The following is a 16706-nucleotide window of genomic DNA, read 5'->3' on the forward strand; positions in this document are numbered from 1 at the left end:
CTTTTCTCAAACCCCGTGGTCATTGTCGGCTGCCGCTGTTGATCAGCGGCAGTCTGGGAACGCTCGATCAGCCGACGCGAAGCTCAAGAAGGTCAGCCTTCTTACCGCCCGAGGGGACATCGGCAACACCGACCGTCTTCACCTGGTTCGGGCCGTCATTGGTGACGACGGTCTGCTTCTTACCCTCAGAGGTGAGGGTGGCCTTGACGACCTGCTTCTCGGTCCAGATACCGCTCACATCGGGTACCTCCATGGTGAGGTTCCCCTTCTTGCCGGTCACCTTGAAGCAGTAGAAGACGGTGTCGAACGCCTTGTTGGCCTCGACCTTGATCTTCCAGTCGCCGGAGCACTCGGTCAGAAGGATGTGACCGTCACCCTTGAGGAGCTTGAGGCCCTTCTCGGCCAGGATCTTGTCCGCGCCCGGGTAGCCGAAGTCCTCGACGGCGAAGGGCATTTCATCTGCCGCTGCCTGCTGCACACCGGCGCTCGCGGGGCGCGGAGCGGCCTGGGCCGTGGCGAGTGCGGAGACCGCTGCGATGCTCGTGACGGCACCGACGACGCCGACGACCAGCCTCTTGCGGGCGCTAACTATCACCAGGGGTTCCTTCCGAGGGGCATGCGGCGCCGCACGACGGCCACATGAGAAATCCATTAAAGAGCAGCCGTGAACTTATCACCTGAACATCCCGACCAACCATTTACGACCCATAGGTAACGAAGCGATCACAAATCCGACTTCGCTCCCCACATCATCGCGGCCCACCAGAACTGACCAGCGGCCGAGACGGCACCGCCGACGTACCCCCGGCAACCGCCCGAGAGAGATCCGACGTTTCCGACGCCGTTATGCTCACCGCGCCGAAAGCCGGCAACGCGTGAACAACCTGAAGGGTTGTGTAGTGAGAGCGAGAGGAAAGTGGCGGCTCGGTATACGCGCTGTATGCGCGACCGCGCTGTCACTGACGATCGTCGCGGGGCAGTCGGGACGAGTCCCGCGTTTGCGACGGAAGAATCAGACGTATGGCCAGAGGATCAGGATCTCGATCCCATCCCGGATTCCCCTCGCGGCCGCATCGTCAAGTTGTGGCAGGAGGGCGGGCCAGGTGTCAAGGCGGCTGCGGAAGCCGCCCTGTTGGGTACCGACGAGGACGTCCAGCATTTCCTGGACAAGGAGCAGGTTCTCCTTGAAGCCAAGGACGACCGCATCGAAGCCTTGCAGATCGTCTCCTTGGGCGGCGTCAATGTGCGGGGCGCAGCCACCCAGGCACTGTCGGCCGACAATCCGGAAACGCTGCGGAACTTCCTGAAGGACGGCTGGGAGAAGCCGCTTCAGACAGACCAGCGCATCGAGGCCCAGCAAGCGATCAGCACGGGCGGGCGGTACATCCAGGAGGCCGCCAAGACGGCACTGAACGGCACGCCCGACGACGTACGCGAGTTCCTGGACACGACCCGTTACTCCGCGGAAAAGGCGGACAACCGGGTCCAGATCCTGCAGATTCTGAGCACCGGCGGCCCAGCGGCCAAGGAAGCCGCGAAGGCTGCCCTTGAGGGGTCCGCCGAAGATTACAAGGAGTTCCTGGAGGTCGGCCAGTACGTCGCCCGTGACCGGGACCAGGAACGCGCGACCGTCGAGCAACTGGCGCAGCAGGCCAAGGAAGCGGGCGCTCGGGCCAAGCGGGAAACGGATGCCGCCAAGGTGGCCTCCGAGCGCGCGATCGAGGCGTCGAAGCTGGCCAAGGAGGCCGCGGAAGAGGCCAAGCGGGAGACCGAGGCCGCACGCAAGGACTCGTTGAAGGCGGCCAGCGCCGCCGGCCGCGCCGCGAAGGCGGCCAAGTCTGCGGCGCTGGCCGCGCAGCAGGCGATCAGCGCCGCGCGCGCCGCCAACAACGCGGCTCGTGTCGCGGCACACGCCGCCTCCCAGGCCGCGGCCGCCGCGGCCGGTGCGGCCAATGCCGCTTCCCGGGCCCAGAACGCCGCCGCGGCCGCGGCGGGGGACGCCTCCCAGGCCTCCGCCGCGCGTGAGGCCGCTGAACAGGCCCGTGACGCCGCCAAGGGTGCCGAAAAGGCGGCCGACGCCGCCGATCAGGCAGGAATCGCCTCGGACGAAGCGAGCAAGGCCGCTGGTGCGGCGCTGAGCGCCGGCCGTAACGCGGACGCCGCGGCATCCGCGGCGAGCGAGGCGAGCGGTTTCGCGGACGCGGCCGGAGCCCATTCCGGTGAAGCCCGTGCCGCCGCGGCGCAGGCCCGCCGCCACGCAGCCGAGGCCACCCGTGCGGCCAACCGCTCCTCGGCCCTGGCGAAGCAGGCGGCGAGTGAGGCGTATGCGTCACGCAACGCGGCCAGGTCGGCTGCCAAACATGCCAACAACGCCGCGGCCGCTGCCGAGGACGCGGCCAAGCACGCAGGGGAAGCCAACAAGCAGGCCGAGAAGGCAGCGAACCACGCCAAGGCTGCCAAGGACTCCGCCACCGAGGCCACCAACGCCGTGGCGCAGGCGCGCAAGACCCACGCGCTGGTGCGGCAGACCGAGGAAGAGGAGCTCAAGTCCCGTACGGCCGCCGCAATTGCGAAGGCCAAGGACCTCAAGGACGAGGACGATCAGCGCAAGGCCGTCGAAGCCGCCACGCTGAAGGAGTTCAAGGACCTCAACGCCGAGGCCGACCGCCTGGCCACCGAGGCCGCCGAGGCCGGCAGCGCGCTCAAGGACACAGCCGCCAAGGGCCGCAAGGTCGCCCTGCGTGTCATGGAGGCCGGTGGCCCCTGGAGCCAGGCAGCCGCCGAGGTCGCCCTGGCCGGCTCGGACGACGAGGTGCGCAAGTACGTACAGTCGGGCCACAAGAAGGCTCTCGAGCAGGACGAACGCTTCCGCACGGAACGCCTGACGGACGAGGGCATATCCGAAGCCGTCAAGCAGGGTGCCGAGAAGGCGCTCCAGGGCGATGCCAAGGCAGTCAGCGACTTCCTGAGCACCGGGCAGCACCAGGTGGCGTCGGCCGAGTACCGCATCCAGACACTGCGGCTGAACAGCACCGGCGACACGCAGGTGAAGGAGGCCGCCAAGGCCGCACTCAACGACGGTTCTCCCGAAAAGCTGCTGGCCTTCCTGCACCAGGGCCAGTACACCGCCCAGGCGGCGGACGAGCGGATCCAGGCCCTGCAGCTCCTGAGCAACGGCGGTCCGGAGGTCAAGGCCGCCGCCCAGATCGCTCTGGAGGGGCCGCCGCAACTGTTGCACACCTTCATCGAGGCGGGTCAGTACATGGCCCAGCGCAAGGACAGCCTGGCCGCTACGCACAACGCGCAGATCGAGCGGCTCATCGCTGAGGCGGACGGGGTGGCCGCCACGGCGCGGGAAAACGCCCACAAGGCCAACGAGTACGCGCTGCGGGCGAAGAACGCGGCTGCGGAGGCCGACAAGGCCGCGGCAGAGGCCAAGAAGGCGGCAGGCCAGGCCCGGCAGTACGCGGACGACGCCAAGAAATCGGCTCAGCGGGCCGAGGCATCGGCCCGGCAGGCCGCCGAGTCCGCCAGGAAGGCTCGTGCTGCCGAGGCCGACGCCAAGCGCGCTGCCCTGGACGCGTCCAACTCCGCCGCCCGTGCCGAGGCGTCGGCTGCGATGGCCCGGGGCTCGGCCGACTCGGCCTGGACGGCTGCCAACGACGCGCGCGCGTCCGCGCTCCAGGCGGGCAAGGACTCCGAGGCGGCCCAGGAGGCCGCTGATGGGGCCAAGGAGATCGCCGAGCAGAAGAAGAAGGCTGAAGAGGAGGCCAAGCGTCGGGACAAGGAGGCCCGGGAACGGCAGGAAAGGATCAACGAGATCCTCCGGCAGCGGGCCGAGGCGGACAACGAGGACGACCTGAACTGGTCCGACCTCGGGCACTTCGCCGCCGACCTCGGCGGCGCCATTCCCGGCCCGGTGGGCACCATTTCCAATGGCGTCAACTGCGGCTGGTACGCCAAGGACGGCCAGGTCGCCGACGCTGCGGCGTCCTGCGCCGGCATGGTCCCCGGCGTCGGCACGGCCAAGTCCGGCTCGAAGCTGTCCAAGTGGGGCAAGAAGTTCTGGAACGCTGCCTTCAGCAAGAAGGGCAGGCTCCCGAAATTCTGCCCGGTCAACAGTTTCACCCCCGAGACACCGGTCGTGATGGCTGACGGCTCCGCCAAGGCCATCAAGGACATCAACAAGGGTGACCAGGTCCTTGCCGCAGACCCCGAGACGGGTGCGCGCGGAGCACGGCCGGTCGAACAGGTCATCGTCGGCGACGGCACCAAGCACCTGGTCGAGCTGACGATCGACACCGACGGTCCCCGGGGCAACGCCACCGGCACCATCGACGCGACCGACGGGCACCCCTCTGGGTCGAGAACCTGGGCACCTGGGTCAAGGCCGGGGACATTCGCAAGGGCGCGCTGCTGCGTACCGAGGACGGTTCAAACGTAGAGGTCACGAACACGCGCACCTGGACTGCTTCCCAGCGTGTCTTCAACCTCACGGTCGGCGGTATCCACACCTTCTACGTCCGGGTCGGCTCGACCGCGGTCCTGGTGCACAACAAGGGAGGGTGTCCTGTCCCGCTGCGGGACTGGACCACCAAGCGGTTCCGGTACGGCGACAACGAGTTCCAGCTCGACAAGAAGGGCATGGAGCACATCCTCAAGCGCCACCACCCCAAGTACTGGGACGGTTCCGTCAAGAAGGAGCAGTCGTTCCTTGACCCGAAGCTGTCCGTCGACGACCTCAAGCACGTGGTCGGCGAGGTCATGAATCAGAACCGGGTCACCCTGCTTCAGAATGGCATCAAGCACAAGTACCAGGTCACGGGCACGGTCAACGGTGTCAAGTACACGCTCGGCATGAAGAAGGGCGGCCGGGTAGGCCAGCTCTACCCTGTCTACGAGTAGAAACAGGAGTTCAGACCAGTGGTGGACATCGAATCGTTCTTCAGAGTCCCGGACGGCACCTTCGTACGGGCGAGTGACTGTGACGTGGTGCCGTCCGACCCCGACTACGTCGAGGGCGCCCTTGAGCTGTCCGTCTACGGGCAAAAGCTCATCGGCCAGGACGAGTGGGACTACATCGACGACCTCTGGTGCTACATCTCCGACATGGTGCCGAAGGTGCAGTCGACGGGTTACGCGGAAACGTATTTCCCGGACCAGCCGATCAAACTCTCTTTCCGAAAAGAGGGCTCCCGGATTCTGGTCACGGCCACCGTCGGCAAGGAAATCAGGAAGGCGAGCGCCGCGTCGGAAGAGTTTCTGACCGCCGTTCGTCGTGCCGGGCTGGCGTTCTTCGACGAGTTGTCGAGACTGCTCCCGGACGAGGACAACGCCGTAGCGCGGCAGGCGCTGTCTTCCTGAACATCAGCGGGCCCCGCCGGCTCACCGAGCCGGCGGGGCCACGCCATGGCGATGATTCCTCACCGAGCGCAAGACACGCGCGACAGAGTCACGGTCCACGTCTCCGGAGCCAGCCGTTCCGGTTGGCATACGGGGGCACGCCGGATCTCAGGCCGGGTGAGACCTGCTGACACCGCCTCCCCCGACTGAAGCGGAGGGTCTTGCCGAGTTCCCCTCGGCAAGGCCCTCCGTCGTTCTATCGGAGTTCGACCACGACGCCGTACCCTTCGAGGCGTTGCACGATCTCCTCGAAGTAGGTGGGCCCTCCCTCAAGGTCTTCCACGGCCCCGGCCAGTGCGCGGCGGGCGGTCTCCGCGTCGTGCCAGACCAGCGTGAAGGGCGGTACCACACCGACCCCGCCGCCGAGACAGTCGTTGAACGACTGCCAGTCCATGCCGTAGTACCCGCCGGGACCGTGGAACGCCTCGCCCAGGGCGCAGTGCAGTCCGTAGCCGTCCGTGACGTGTGTGCCGTCGACGTGGTAGGTGCCGCCCGACTCGTCGGCGCGTCCCCTGGACCGGTTCCGGAAGGCGATCTTGAGCCACTCGTGTCGGCCCTCGGTCGTGAACCGGGCCCACTCGTTGAGCGCGTCCGGCACCCCCTCGTACCAGGCCTCCCAGACCGGCCCGGCCAGGAGCGGGGGCGGATCGTCGACACCGCCGGTGAGCGTGATGTCGAGCAGGTCGCCCCCGAGGACGGACGGGCGCACCTCGCCGGCCTCCAGCGCCAGGATCCGGGACGTCATCGGGCGGCCGGAGCGGTCCAGGGCCCACAGCTCGGCGGCTGCCCCCGGCTCCGGCGCGTCCAGCACGGCCCGCAGCCGTTCGGTGGGCTCGCAGCCGATCAGCGTCATCGGCTGCTCCGGCGCCCCGTACCGTTCGACGTACAGGCCCTCGACTCCCTCGCAGGTGCCGAGGGAGTCCTTTTCGAACAGCTCGAACCGCCGCTGCCCGGTCAGCTCGGCGCGCCCCTCCTCCGGCTCCTCCACCCCGGCCTCGATGACGACGTCGACCAGGGCGGGGTCGCTGCCGCTGGGGCGCCGGTCGACGACGTCCGCGTCGTTCAGTCCCCACCACTCCAACGGACGCTTCTCGTTCCCGACCTCAAGGCAGAGCTCGCCCAGCCGGACCACCGCCCCCGCGGGCTGCTCGACGGCGTTCCGCAGCGGTCCGGCCGGGTCACAGCCGAGAAAGGTCAGCCGTTCCCTCGGAGCAGGCACCGGATCGGCGAACAGCCCCTCGGCGTCGGCGCATCGGCTCCACACCTGTTCGCCACCGTCGGCCGCCAGAAGATACCGCAACGGGAAACCGCGTTCCCAGCTCCAGCGGCCGTCCTCGACCTGCATACTTCCTCCTGAACCGCGAACGGCAGAACCCATCGGTGAAACTCCATTGAAGCACTGCCGGTGCAGGAGGAATCACACTGCCAAAGCGGGCGACTTCAGACTGCCGGGCGGATGAATTCACCCTCGTGCCGGCCGCCGATTATCGCGTTCGCCTTACCGCGCCGGCATTACGGCGCCACCCATATCGCCCCCTTACCGCACCACCTCGAAAGCATCGGCCGACGAGGCCCCGGCGGGCCATGACGGCCACCCGTGCACCGGCGGCAGGGCCACGGCCCGCCACCACGGGTCCACGATCTGCTCGTCGGCCGGTTCGAAGGGCTTGCCGGGCAGGGGCGCCGCCACCTTCGCGCCGGCCGCGCGCGCTGCCGCGACCGTCCGTTCCACCGGCTCGGACCACGGGTGCGGGGCGAGGTTGAACGTGCCCCAGTGGATCGGCAGCAGGGTGCCCGACGAGGTGCCCCCGGACAGGTCGGCGTGGGCGCGCAGCCCCTCCTCCGGTGTCATGTGCACATCCGGCCAGAACTCGCTGTACGCGCCTATCTGGATCATCGTCGCGTCGAACGGGCCGTGTTCGGCGCCGATGTCGGCGAAGCCGGGGAAGTAGCCGGTGTCGCCGCTGTGGAAGACACGGTGGTCGGGACCGGCCACCACCCAGGACGCCCACAGGGTGTGCTGCGGGCCGCGCAGCCCGCGGCCGCAGAAGTGCTGCGCGGGCGTCGCGGTGAGCGTCAGGCCGCCGACGGCCGCCGACTCGTGCCAGTCCAGTTCGGTGATGCGCTCCTCGGGCACGCCCCACAGTTCGAGGTCGGCGCCGATGCCGAGCGGTACGACGAAGCGGGTGCCGGTACGGATCAGGGCCTTGACCGTCGGCATGTCCAGGTGGTCGTAGTGGTCGTGCGAGATCACCACGGCGTCGACCGGGTCCAGGTCCCGGAGCGGGAGCGGTACGGGGTGCAGGCGCCGGGGGCCCGCCCAGGTGAACGGCGAGCAGCGCTCGCCCCAGACCGGGTCGAACAGCACCCGGTGTCCGTCGATCTCGGCGAGCACACTCGAATGCCCGAACCACGTCAGCCGCAGCCCGGAGGCGGGCGGCTCGCCCCAGTCCGCCGCGGTGGGCCGGTGCACGGGGATGCGGCCGACCGGCGCACGGCGCAGCCGGCCTTCGCGGCTCAGTTGCCGGCGGGCCATGGCCAGCCCGCTGCCCTGCGCCATCTGCCGGGTCGGTACGGGGTTGCGGAACTGGCCGTCGGCGAACTGCGGTGATCTCTGTATCCGTGCCAGCCGCTCCCCCGTGGGCCATGCGCCGAAGACGGCGGGACGGCGCAGCCCGAACCGCTCTGCGGGACGCGGGACGGACGAGGACTCACTGCGGGGTCGAGAGCCGGGCACGGCACCTCCATGGATCGGAGCGGTAGCGCTGTCAACGAGTCGCCGTGCGGTGAACGGACCGCCGGGCTGACGGGTTCCGGCACGCCGGCGTCCGGGCCCCTGGCCTCCGCCGCGGAGACCACGGCGCCCGGACACGACACGTGTTCCCCGCGCATACCGAACCACTCGGCCGCTCCCGGCATTCCATGACGGGCCGCGCGGCCCTACCGTCGTGGCATGAGCCAGACGCTGCCGCCTGGGCAGCCACCGGAACGCGAAGACGCCCCGGGCGGTACGCCCCTCGGCGGCGGGACAGCGGACGGCACGGCACCGTTACCGCCGCAGGGGGTGGCGGGACAGCCGGGGGCCGCGGCTTGCCCCGGTACGGATACGGATACGAAGGGCAAAGCCCCGGCGCCGCCCACCCTGCCTGCGGACGACCTGCCGGCCACCGGCCCGCCTCCGCCCGAACTGTCCCCGGCCGACCTCCCCCGCCCGTCGCGCGCGCCGCCCCGCACCTGTCCCGGCCGGGGTGCGCCTGGTGGCCGTACCCCTGACGGTCACGCTCGGCCTGCTGGCCGTCGCCGCGCTCGGCACCGGTCTCGTCGGGCGGTTCGGTGCCGCCGAGTCGCCGGAGGCACGCGCTTTCACCTCGCTCCTGGAGTTCGACCTGTGGAGCGCCCTGGTCGGTGCCTCGATCGCGCTGTACGCGGCGGTGGCGTACGTGATGTCGTACGCGCTGCACCGGCGCTGGCGCCATCCGATCGACCGGCCGGCGCCCCGGGCCGTGGCGGTGCTGGTGGCGGGGGCCGTCATGCTGCTGGGCGCCGTCTTCGGCATCCTGCGTTTCTTCACGCCGCCCGGCAGCGTGCCCGTACCGCTCGACGGGCTGGCGTGGCGCATTCCGCTGCTGCTCGTCCTGGGAATGCTGGCGGCGGCGCCGGGCGCGGTGGGGCTGTGGGACGTCCAGGTACGGCTGCTGCGGCTGAGCCGCCGGCTGCCCACCGAACCGGACGTCCTGGCGCCGGTGGGGGCGCTGCGGGAGCTGCACCGCGGCTGGCGGGACGCGGTGCGTTTCCTGACCGGCGGCAGCCTGATCATCTCGACCGCGGTCGTCGACGCGGGCGCGCTGCGCAACGCGCTGCTGACGTACGGCGTGCCCGAGAGGAGCTTCCCGGCGTCCTCCGTGCTGCTCTACGGCGCCTTCTTCAGCGTGATGTTCGCGCTGGTCTTCCTGCCGGTCGTGGTGTTGTGGCGGTCGGTCGCCGGGCGGCTGGTCGAGGCGACGGTCCGTATCCCGGAGGCCGACGAGCTGACCGAGGAGTGGATCGAGCGCCGGGCGCGGCTGGTGGCTTTCCTGCGCCTGGACGTCTCGCTGCCGAAGGTGCTGGCCCCGGCGTTCGGCATCCTCGCTCCCCTGGCCACCGGCGCGGTCAGCCTGTTCCTGCCGGGCGGGGAAAGTGATCCGCCGCCCGGCGGTCTCCTGACGGGCCGTCAGGCCGCCCGTTGCAGCGGTACGACGCCCGTCGGCGGGGCGTCGGCGCCGGGCCGGAGCGGTAGCAGGACGGTCCGCAGCACCGTGCGCGGGGCCATCAGACGGGACGGCGGCACGGTCAGACAGGAGACGTCGCGGAACGCGGCGCCGAGGACGGGGTCGACGACGGAGCGGAGGATGAGCCGCTGCACGTACCAGGACATCAGCCGCTCACCCAGGCCCGAGCGGGCGTCCGCGCCACTCGCGTACGGCCGGTCGGCGCCGATGGCGATCATCCAGGCGGGCTCGGTGGCGCGGGCCACCGCGCGCTGTGCCCGCCGCGCGAGCCCCGGCCGCAGGCCGCCCCCGGTGTCCAGGGTGCGGCGCAGCGCCAGGGCGTCCAGCGCGGCGATCGACATGCCCTGCCCGTAGATCGGGTTGAAGGTGCAGTGGGCGTCGCCGACGACGACGAAGCCTTCGGGGACGGCGCCGGGCCGTTCGTAGTGCCGGCGGCGGTTGGCGGTGTCACGGAAGCCGTAGACGGGCGAGACCGGTTCGGTGTGCGGCAGCAGGCCGTGGATGTACGGGTCGCCGATCGTGGCGGTGAAGTCGGCGAAGCCCTGGTCGTCGGTGGGCGGGTGGTGGCCGCGCACCCCCGCGGCGGTCAGCAGCCAGGTGCCGTCCTCGACCGGTACGTACACCGCGCCGCGCGGACTCCCGGGCCAGCCGGGGATGTTGATGCCCATGTCCGGGGCGCCGGCCGGGCCGGTGGGGCGGAACATCCGGGTCGCGTAGGCGATGCCGGCGTCCACGGTCTCCTGGCGTGGCGCGGGGCGGCCCAGTTCGGCGAACCACTGCGGGGCCTTGGAACTGCGCCCGGAGGCGTCGACGACGAGCGCGGCGGGAACGGTCCGCTCGGCCGGGCCCGCTTCGCCGGTGCGGTCGCCGCCCGACCGGACCCGTACCCGTACTCCCGTGACCCGCCCCGCGTCGCCGGTCAGGCCGACCGCCTCGGTCGCCTCCAGCACCTCCAGGCGGGTCGCCGACGCGGCTGCCGCCCGCAGCACGCGGGTCCTTACGACGCCGTCGATAACCGGGCGGGTGACCGACAGGCACCCGTGGCGGCGTTCTTCGAAGCGGTGCTGCCAGCCCACGGAGGTACGGGTGACCAGGTCGCTCGGCGGGTAGAGGGTGCGGGCCCCGGCGTCGGTGAACGCCTGGCCCGTGCCGGGCAGCAGCTCCTCCAGTGCCCGCAGACCGCCGCTGAGGAAGACGTGCAGATGACGGGCCTGTGGTACGCCCTTACGGAAGGCGTGTCCCTCGGGGTACCGGTCGCGTTCGACGACGGTGACGGTGTCCACGTGCCCGAGCAGGGCGGTGACCGCGAGCATTCCGGCGAGCCCGCCGCCGATGACGACCGCGTGCCGCTCCCCAGCCGTTCCGGTGGTCTCTTCCACCGCTGCCCCCGTCCTGCCGCCAGGGCGGCCCTTCAGGTGTGGTGGGCGGCTCTCGCACCACCGGTCTCGCACGGACTCTCACCCTCGGACCGCCGGGCGGTGCTGTCAATCACCCCCTGCGCACTTGGACGCGCGACGGCGGCGGCGGGGCGTCCCTACTTCCGGCCCACCCCGCCGTAGAAGATGATGTCGTTCAGCTCCGCCGGGCCCGGGGCCGGACCGTCCGGGCGCCACAGCGGCACCCGCACCACGCCCGGCTCCACCAGCGCGAACGGTCCGAAAAGCGGCTCGATCTCGCTCCTGGTCCGCAGGTTCAGGGTGGCGGTCGCGTTCTTGTAGACGTCCAGCACGCCATCCCGCGCCCGTTCGTCCGTACGGCCCTGTTCGTACGCCTCGTACGGCTCGCCCGTGGCGTGCGACAGGACGAGCACGCTGCCGGCGGGCAGCGCGCGGGCCAGGGTGGCGACGATCCCCGCCGGGCCCTCGTCGTCGCGGACGAAGTGCAGGACGGCCACCAGCAGCAGGGCCACCGGCTGGTCGAAGTCGATCAGTTCGCGCACCGTCGGGTGGTCGAGGATCGCCTGCGGGTCGCGCACGTCGGCCAGGACGAAACCCAAGTCCTCGGCGGTCGTCAGCCGTGCCCCGGCGTGCGTGGCGACGATCGGGTCGTTGTCCACGTAGACGACCCGTACGCCGGGCGCCGTCTCCCGGGCCACCTCGTGGGTGTTGGGCGAGGTGGGGATGCCCGTACCGATGTCGATGATCTGCCGGATGCCGCCGGCGACCACCTCGCGCACCGCGCGGTGCAGGAACGCCCGGTTGGCGCGGGCGCTCAGCCGCACCTGCGGGTGCGCCTCGATGACGCGCTGCGCGGCTTCCCGGTCGACCTCGTAGTTGTCCCGGCCGTCCAGGTAGTAGTCGTACATCCGGGCCGGGTGCGGCTTGCTGGTGTCGATCTCCTCGGCCTTGAAGGCCGCCGCGTCCTGCAGCCCCTGCGAGCCGTCCTCGTCCCACGAGCCCATCACGGCCCGGGAGAACTCCGTTTCCGTCACGCCGTCCTCCGGTCGGTTCCGCAGCCGCAGCCGCACGGCGCGGCGGTGAGCAGGAAGTCGGCGGCGCCGGCCTTCGCGCCCTCGATGAAGCTCTTGATCTCACGGTGGGTGTAGATCAGGGCCGGGCCGCCCGGGTCGGTGGACTGGCGCAGCGCCACCCGTCCGTCGCCCAGTCGCAGCGCCTCGACGCACTCGCCGCCGTTGCCGCCGCTCCACGGCTTGTGCCAGCCGTCGCTGCCCAGCTCGGTGGCGGGCATGCCGTTGTAGATGCGTATGCGATCCATGGTTCAGATCTCCTTGCGAAAGCCGCCCAGAAGGGCCTCGGTGGTCTGGGCCGGCGCGGCTTGCGCGCACATCCGGTCCAGTGCCTCCAGGAACTGCGAGACGTCGTCGCGCTGGTCGAAATAGACGGCGCCCACCAGGTTCTCCGCGTACGCGATGTCGGGCAGTTCCGGAATCGGGAAGCGGAAGATGTGGAACGGCCCGTACATCGAGGGTGCGGTCCGGCGGCGAACGGGATGATCTGCAGCCGGACGTTGGGCAGGGCGGTGGCCTCGGCGAGGCGGGCGATCTGTTCGCGCATCACCCGCGGGCCGCCGATCGGGCGCCGGAAGACCGTCTCGTCCATGACCACCCAGAGCATGGGCGCGTCGGGGCGGGTGAGCAGCGACTGCCGCTCCAGGCGCAGCGCGACCGCGCGGTCGATCTCCTCCCGCGCCGCGTGCGGCATACCGGCGCGCAGCACGGCGTGGGCGTACTCCTCGGTCTGCAGCAGCCCCGGTACGTAGTGGGGCTGGTAGCCGCGGATGAGGTTCGCCTCGCTCTCCAGGCTCACGTAGGCGCTGAACCACTCGGGCAGCACGTCGCGGTAGTTGTGCCACCAGCCGGGCCGGTTGGCCTCGCGCGCGAGCTTGAGGAAGCCGTCGATCTCTTCCTTGCCGGTGACGCCGTAGGTCGCCAGCAGCTTCTCCACGTACGGGATCTTGAGGCCGACCTCGGCCTTCTCCATGCGCCGTACGGTGGCGTGCGTGACATCGAGCGCGGCGGCCGCCTGCTCGTAGGACAGCCCCGCCTTCTCGCGCAGGTCCTGCAGCCTCTTGCCGAGCACCACCCGCAGGACGGTCGGTGCGCCACCCGACCGTGCTTCCGCCACTTCTGATCCCCTCCCACAGACATGAGTGATCAGCAGTGTGTCATGCCGTCAGCACACCGAACAGACTGCGCTTGCGATTCTGCAAATTACACATTGATCCTTGCCATCGGTGACCAACATCGCACATAGTTGCGGAGTGGCTTCCTCCAACAACGCTCCTTCGTTAGGGCGCTGTGGCGGCTTCGTCGCCGAGCGTCTCCGGGACGCGTTCCACTTGCCGGCCCGCCGTACCTCCGTACCGGAGGCGCGCAGACGCGTGATCGCCGTGCTGCACGAGTGGGGCGCGGCAGAACAGGTCTGTGACGACGCCGAGTTGGTGGTGTCGGAGCTGTTCACCAACGCCGTACGGCACACCGACAGCGAAAAGGTCGACTGCGAACTGATGGTCGTCGGCGCCTTGCTGCGCCTGGAGATCACCGATCAGGGCCGGGGCGACTCGGCACCGCACGTCCAGCCCGGCAGCGTGGACAAGGAGTGCGGCCGGGGCCTGTTCCTGGTGGGCGCCCTCTCCGAGAGCTGGGGCGTGCGCCCCGACCCGTCCGGCCGCGGCCGCACTGTCTGGGCCGACCTTTCCTACGGACCCGCCACCGCACACTGAAACCGCCGCCCGCGCCTGAACGGCGGGCGGCGGTGTGGCACGGGCGCTTCTCTTCCCGCGGCTTGCGCTGCCGACGCAGCGGCTGCCGCTTCCCCTTCCACGGCTTCCGCTGCCGCTACAGCGGGAGCAGATCCGGCCGCTTCGGCTCCACGTGATCACCGGAGGACTCGCCGCGCAGCCGGCGGCCGATCCACGGCACCAGATGCTCCCGCGCCCACTGGATGTTGTCGCGGCGCGCCTCGGCCGCGGTGCGCTCGGCCTCCGGCGGCCACGCCTGGTCCGGGTCGGCCGGGACGTCGAGGCCCAGCACCTGCGCGGCGCGCAGCGCCACCCGGGTGTGCCCGTCGGGCGACAGGTGCAGCCGGTCGTCGCCCCAGGCCCGCCGGTCCTGCACGGACTTCAGCGACCACAGGTCCAGGACCGGGCAGTCGTGCCGGTCGGCGATCGCCCGGACGTGCGCGGTGTACGTCGCGATCTTGCCGCGCAGATGCCGCAGCACCGGCATGCCACGGGTGTCGAACCCGGTGCACAGCAGCACGGTCCCGACCTCCTCCCGCAGGTCGGCGACGGCCGCCTCGTACCGCTCGGCCACCGCGTCCGGGTCCGAGCCCGGCCGCAGGATGTCGTTGCCGCCGGCGCAGAACGTCACCAGGTCGGGGGCCAGCTCCTTGGCCCGCGGCACCTGTTCCTCCACGATCTGGTCCAGCAGGCGTCCGCGGACCGCGAGGTTGGCGTAGCGGAACTCGCCCTCCGCGCGCCGGTCCGACAGCAGGACCGCCAGCCGGTCCGCCCAGCCGATGTACGCCCCGTCACGGCCGGGATCCCCGACTCCTTCGGTGAAGCTGTCGCCGACGGCTGCGTACGACCCGATGGCGCCAAGTGCGCCACTGCTCATCTTCTTCGAATCGTCTGCCACGTCAGGACATACTTCACCCCGGGAAGTGACTTACGCCACCGTAACCAGGGGTTGACGTGGGGTGATTAATGCCACCCGGTCAAATTCTGATCAAGTTGGAATAGAAATCGAGGAGGATAAACGGCTTTTTTCGGTCGTTTGTCGGGGTGTGTGCGCGGCCGCACGACGGGGGACGGGGAGGCAGCGGCGAGGGAGCGGGGAGGGAGCTGCCACCCGCTCCGCGAGCGCGCCGCGCGCACCGCTCCGGCACCGCCGCGGAACCGGCCGTCACCGGCCTGATTGCGGGCTGCACCGATGTCGTATCGTCGAAGTGGCCCGCCTCGTCGACGAGCAGCGTCGGCGACCGATCCCGAGGAGCGCCCGTGACGCAGCAGACCCCGGAGGTCCCGTCGACCGACGCCGAACTCGCGGAGGTACGCAACTTCCGTGACGTGGGCGGGTTGCCGACCGTGGACGGGCGCCGGGTGCGCACGGGCCGGCTGTTCCGCAGCGGGCACCTGGCGGCGGCCACCGAGGCGGACGCCGCCTTCCTCGCCGGTCTCGGGCTGCACACGGTCTTCGACTTCCGCAACGCCGCCGACATCAAGCTGGAGGGCCCCGACGTCGCGCTGCCCGGCGTACGGAACGTCAACATCCCGCTGACCGACCCGGCCGACGGTGCCGAGTTCTGGGCGATGGTGCGCGACGGCGAGCTGGGCCACCTGCGTACGGCGCTGGGCGACGGCAAGGCGGCGGGCCGGATGGCGCAGACCTACCGCCACATCATCACCACCCGCACCGCCGACCACAGCCGCGTCCTGCACGCGCTCGCCGAGGACAGCGTCCCCGCGCTCATGCACTGCGCCGCCGGCAAGGACCGGGCGGGCCTGTCCGTCGCCGTGACGCTGCTCGCGGTCGGTGTCGAGCCGGAGGCCGTCGAGGCCGACTACCTGGAGTCCAACGCCGCGCACCGCCGGTACAAGGTGCGCCGCTCCGACACCTCTGCGGTGGGCATGTCCCCCGAGGTCATGGAGCTGCTGGCGCCGCTCTTCGACGCCCGCGCCGAGTACCTTTCCGCGGCCCTCGACGCCATCGAGACGACCTGGGGCTCGACGGAGGCGTACTTCAGCGAGGGCCTGGGGCTGTCCCCCGAGACCCGCGAGCGGCTGCGCTTCCAGCTCCTGGAGGACTGAGCCGCCCACGGCCGGCCGCGCGCCTCCTGCGGCCGGCCACCCGCGTGGTCACTTGCCCAGGCGTGCCGCCATCTCGGCACGCCGGGCGAACTTCTCCTCCTTGGCCTCCGCCATCTCCCGCAGCGCCGTCTTGCGCTCCCGGGCGGCGAGCCGGTCCAGGTAGAGGTGGCCGCGCAGGTGGTCCGTCTCGTGTTGCAGACACCGGGCGAAGTACCCCCTGCCCTCGATCACCAGGGGATTGCCGTCCTTGTCGCGGCCGCGCACGACGGCGCGGTCCAGGCGGGGCACGACCCGGTAGGGGCCGGGCACGGACAGACACCCTTCGGGCTCCTCGACCAGCCTGCGGTGCTCGGCCGGCACCTCGTCCAGGACCGGGTTGGCGATGTGCCCGACGTGACGCACGCCCCAGTCGTCCATCATGTCCCACACGAACAGCCGGAGATCCACGCCGACCTGGTTGGCGGCGAGTCCCGCCCCCTCCGCCACCTGGTTGGTGGCGAACATGTCGTCGATCAGGCGGGCGAGCTCCGGTGTGCCGAAGCGGGTGACCTCCCGGCACGGGCGGTGCAGCACCTCCTCGCCGACCACGGTGATGCGGCGCACCGCTCCCCGCTCCACCTCCGGCGCGAGCCGGGGTACGCGTCCACGGGCTCGCCCTGCACCCGTACCCGGCGGTCCTGCGGGGTGTCACCGAAACCGACAGTCATGAAGTATCAACGCCTTCCGCGCATGCCTGGGAGGGCCGGGGCGGAATCCCCGGCCGGT

Annotated in this window: 12 protein-coding genes and 4 pseudogenes; 6 read left to right on the forward strand and 10 right to left on the reverse strand. The window is 70.7% G+C overall.

What is annotated here, in order from left to right; translation table 11 throughout:
• Positions 1-67 precede the first annotated feature (67 nt).
• Positions 68-595, reverse strand: coding sequence for a hypothetical protein (locus ACEXOX_RS05525; RefSeq protein WP_406519330.1), 528 nt, complete (start codon positions 593-595; stop codon positions 68-70).
• Between the two features lie 345 nt (positions 596-940).
• On the opposite strand from ACEXOX_RS05525, the gene ACEXOX_RS05530 reads away from it, so the two are divergent.
• The 4 genes and pseudogenes from ACEXOX_RS05530 to ACEXOX_RS05545 all read left to right on the forward strand — a co-directional run bounded on the left by ACEXOX_RS05530 (position 941) and on the right by ACEXOX_RS05545 (position 5364).
• The gene (locus tag ACEXOX_RS05530; RefSeq protein ID WP_406519331.1) at positions 941-4444 is read left to right on the forward strand and encodes a hypothetical protein; all 3504 of its coding nucleotides are present in this window, start codon (positions 941-943) and stop codon (positions 4442-4444) included.
• Positions 4399-4497 (forward strand): annotated as a pseudogene (locus ACEXOX_RS05535) (hypothetical protein); the annotation flags it as partial. The gene ACEXOX_RS05530 and the pseudogene ACEXOX_RS05535, both read left to right, overlap by 46 nt.
• A gap of 51 nt (positions 4498-4548) precedes the next feature.
• A complete protein-coding gene (locus ACEXOX_RS05540; RefSeq protein WP_406519332.1) occupies positions 4549-4905 on the forward strand; it encodes a hypothetical protein in 357 nt (118 codons plus the stop codon).
• An 18-nt stretch (positions 4906-4923) separates the two neighbouring features.
• Entirely contained in the window at positions 4924-5364 is a 441-nt protein-coding gene (locus ACEXOX_RS05545) for a hypothetical protein (protein ID WP_406519333.1), read from the forward strand.
• Positions 5365-5599: 235 nt separating this feature from the next.
• Here the strand turns inward: ACEXOX_RS05545 and ACEXOX_RS05550 are convergent, their stop codons facing one another.
• From ACEXOX_RS05550 to ACEXOX_RS05580, 7 genes and pseudogenes are all read right to left on the reverse strand, one after another.
• Positions 5600-6748, reverse strand: coding sequence for a barstar family protein (locus ACEXOX_RS05550; RefSeq protein ID WP_406519334.1), 1149 nt, complete (start codon positions 6746-6748; stop codon positions 5600-5602).
• 192 nt (positions 6749-6940) lie between these two features.
• On the reverse strand, positions 6941-8140 hold the full coding sequence (locus ACEXOX_RS05555) for an MBL fold metallo-hydrolase (protein WP_406519335.1): 1200 nt from the start codon (positions 8138-8140) through the stop codon (positions 6941-6943).
• A 1473-nt stretch (positions 8141-9613) separates the two neighbouring features.
• Positions 9614-11050 (reverse strand): FAD-dependent oxidoreductase, encoded by a 1437-nt coding sequence (locus tag ACEXOX_RS05560; RefSeq protein ID WP_406519336.1) that lies wholly within the window; start codon positions 11048-11050, stop codon positions 9614-9616.
• A gap of 155 nt (positions 11051-11205) precedes the next feature.
• Positions 11206-12072, reverse strand: a complete 867-nt coding sequence (locus tag ACEXOX_RS05565; protein WP_406526241.1) for an SAM-dependent methyltransferase — start codon at positions 12070-12072, stop codon at positions 11206-11208.
• A gap of 26 nt (positions 12073-12098) precedes the next feature.
• Complete coding sequence (locus tag ACEXOX_RS05570; protein ID WP_030023883.1) at positions 12099-12386, reverse strand: DUF397 domain-containing protein; 288 nt, start codon at positions 12384-12386, stop codon at positions 12099-12101.
• A 3-nt stretch (positions 12387-12389) separates the two neighbouring features.
• Positions 12390-13111 (reverse strand): annotated as a pseudogene (locus ACEXOX_RS05575) (DUF5753 domain-containing protein).
• Positions 13094-13255, reverse strand: a pseudogene (locus ACEXOX_RS05580) (helix-turn-helix domain-containing protein); the annotation flags it as partial. The pseudogenes ACEXOX_RS05575 and ACEXOX_RS05580, both read right to left, overlap by 18 nt.
• A gap of 109 nt (positions 13256-13364) precedes the next feature.
• Here ACEXOX_RS05580 and ACEXOX_RS05585 point away from each other — a divergent pair.
• The gene (locus ACEXOX_RS05585; protein WP_406519337.1) at positions 13365-13853 is read left to right on the forward strand and encodes an ATP-binding protein; all 489 of its coding nucleotides are present in this window, start codon (positions 13365-13367) and stop codon (positions 13851-13853) included.
• A 115-nt stretch (positions 13854-13968) separates the two neighbouring features.
• Here ACEXOX_RS05585 and ACEXOX_RS05590 read toward each other — a convergent pair whose 3' ends face one another.
• A complete protein-coding gene (locus tag ACEXOX_RS05590) occupies positions 13969-14769 on the reverse strand; it encodes an SGNH/GDSL hydrolase family protein (RefSeq protein ID WP_406519338.1) in 801 nt (266 codons plus the stop codon).
• Between the two features lie 362 nt (positions 14770-15131).
• Here ACEXOX_RS05590 and ACEXOX_RS05595 point away from each other — a divergent pair, with 362 nt between their 5' ends.
• Positions 15132-15941 carry a tyrosine-protein phosphatase gene (locus ACEXOX_RS05595; protein WP_406519339.1) on the forward strand — a complete coding sequence of 270 codons (810 nt, stop codon included), beginning with the start codon at positions 15132-15134 and terminating at the stop codon, positions 15939-15941.
• Between the two features lie 48 nt (positions 15942-15989).
• Here ACEXOX_RS05595 and def read toward each other — a convergent pair.
• A pseudogene (gene def / locus ACEXOX_RS05600) lies at positions 15990-16648 on the reverse strand (peptide deformylase).
• Positions 16649-16706 lie beyond the last annotated feature (58 nt).

This window comes from Streptomyces sp. Ac-502, assembly GCF_045222935.1.
GTDB lineage: Bacteria > Actinomycetota > Actinomycetes > Streptomycetales > Streptomycetaceae > Streptomyces > Streptomyces monomycini.

What these genes read in the sequence shown, in the direction of transcription:
- ACEXOX_RS05530 (WP_406519331.1), top strand. Translation starts at nt 941, where the DNA reads ATGCGCGACCGCGCTGTCACTGACGATCGTCGCGGGGCAGTCGGGACG.
- ACEXOX_RS05550 (WP_406519334.1), bottom strand. Translation starts at nt 6,748, where the DNA reads ATGCAGGTCGAGGACGGCCGCTGGAGCTGGGAACGCGGTTTCCCGTTG.
- ACEXOX_RS05565 (WP_406526241.1), bottom strand. Translation starts at nt 12,072, where the DNA reads ATGGGCTCGTGGGACGAGGACGGCTCGCAGGGGCTGCAGGACGCGGCG.
- ACEXOX_RS05570 (WP_030023883.1), bottom strand. Translation starts at nt 12,386, where the DNA reads ATGGATCGCATACGCATCTACAACGGCATGCCCGCCACCGAGCTGGGC.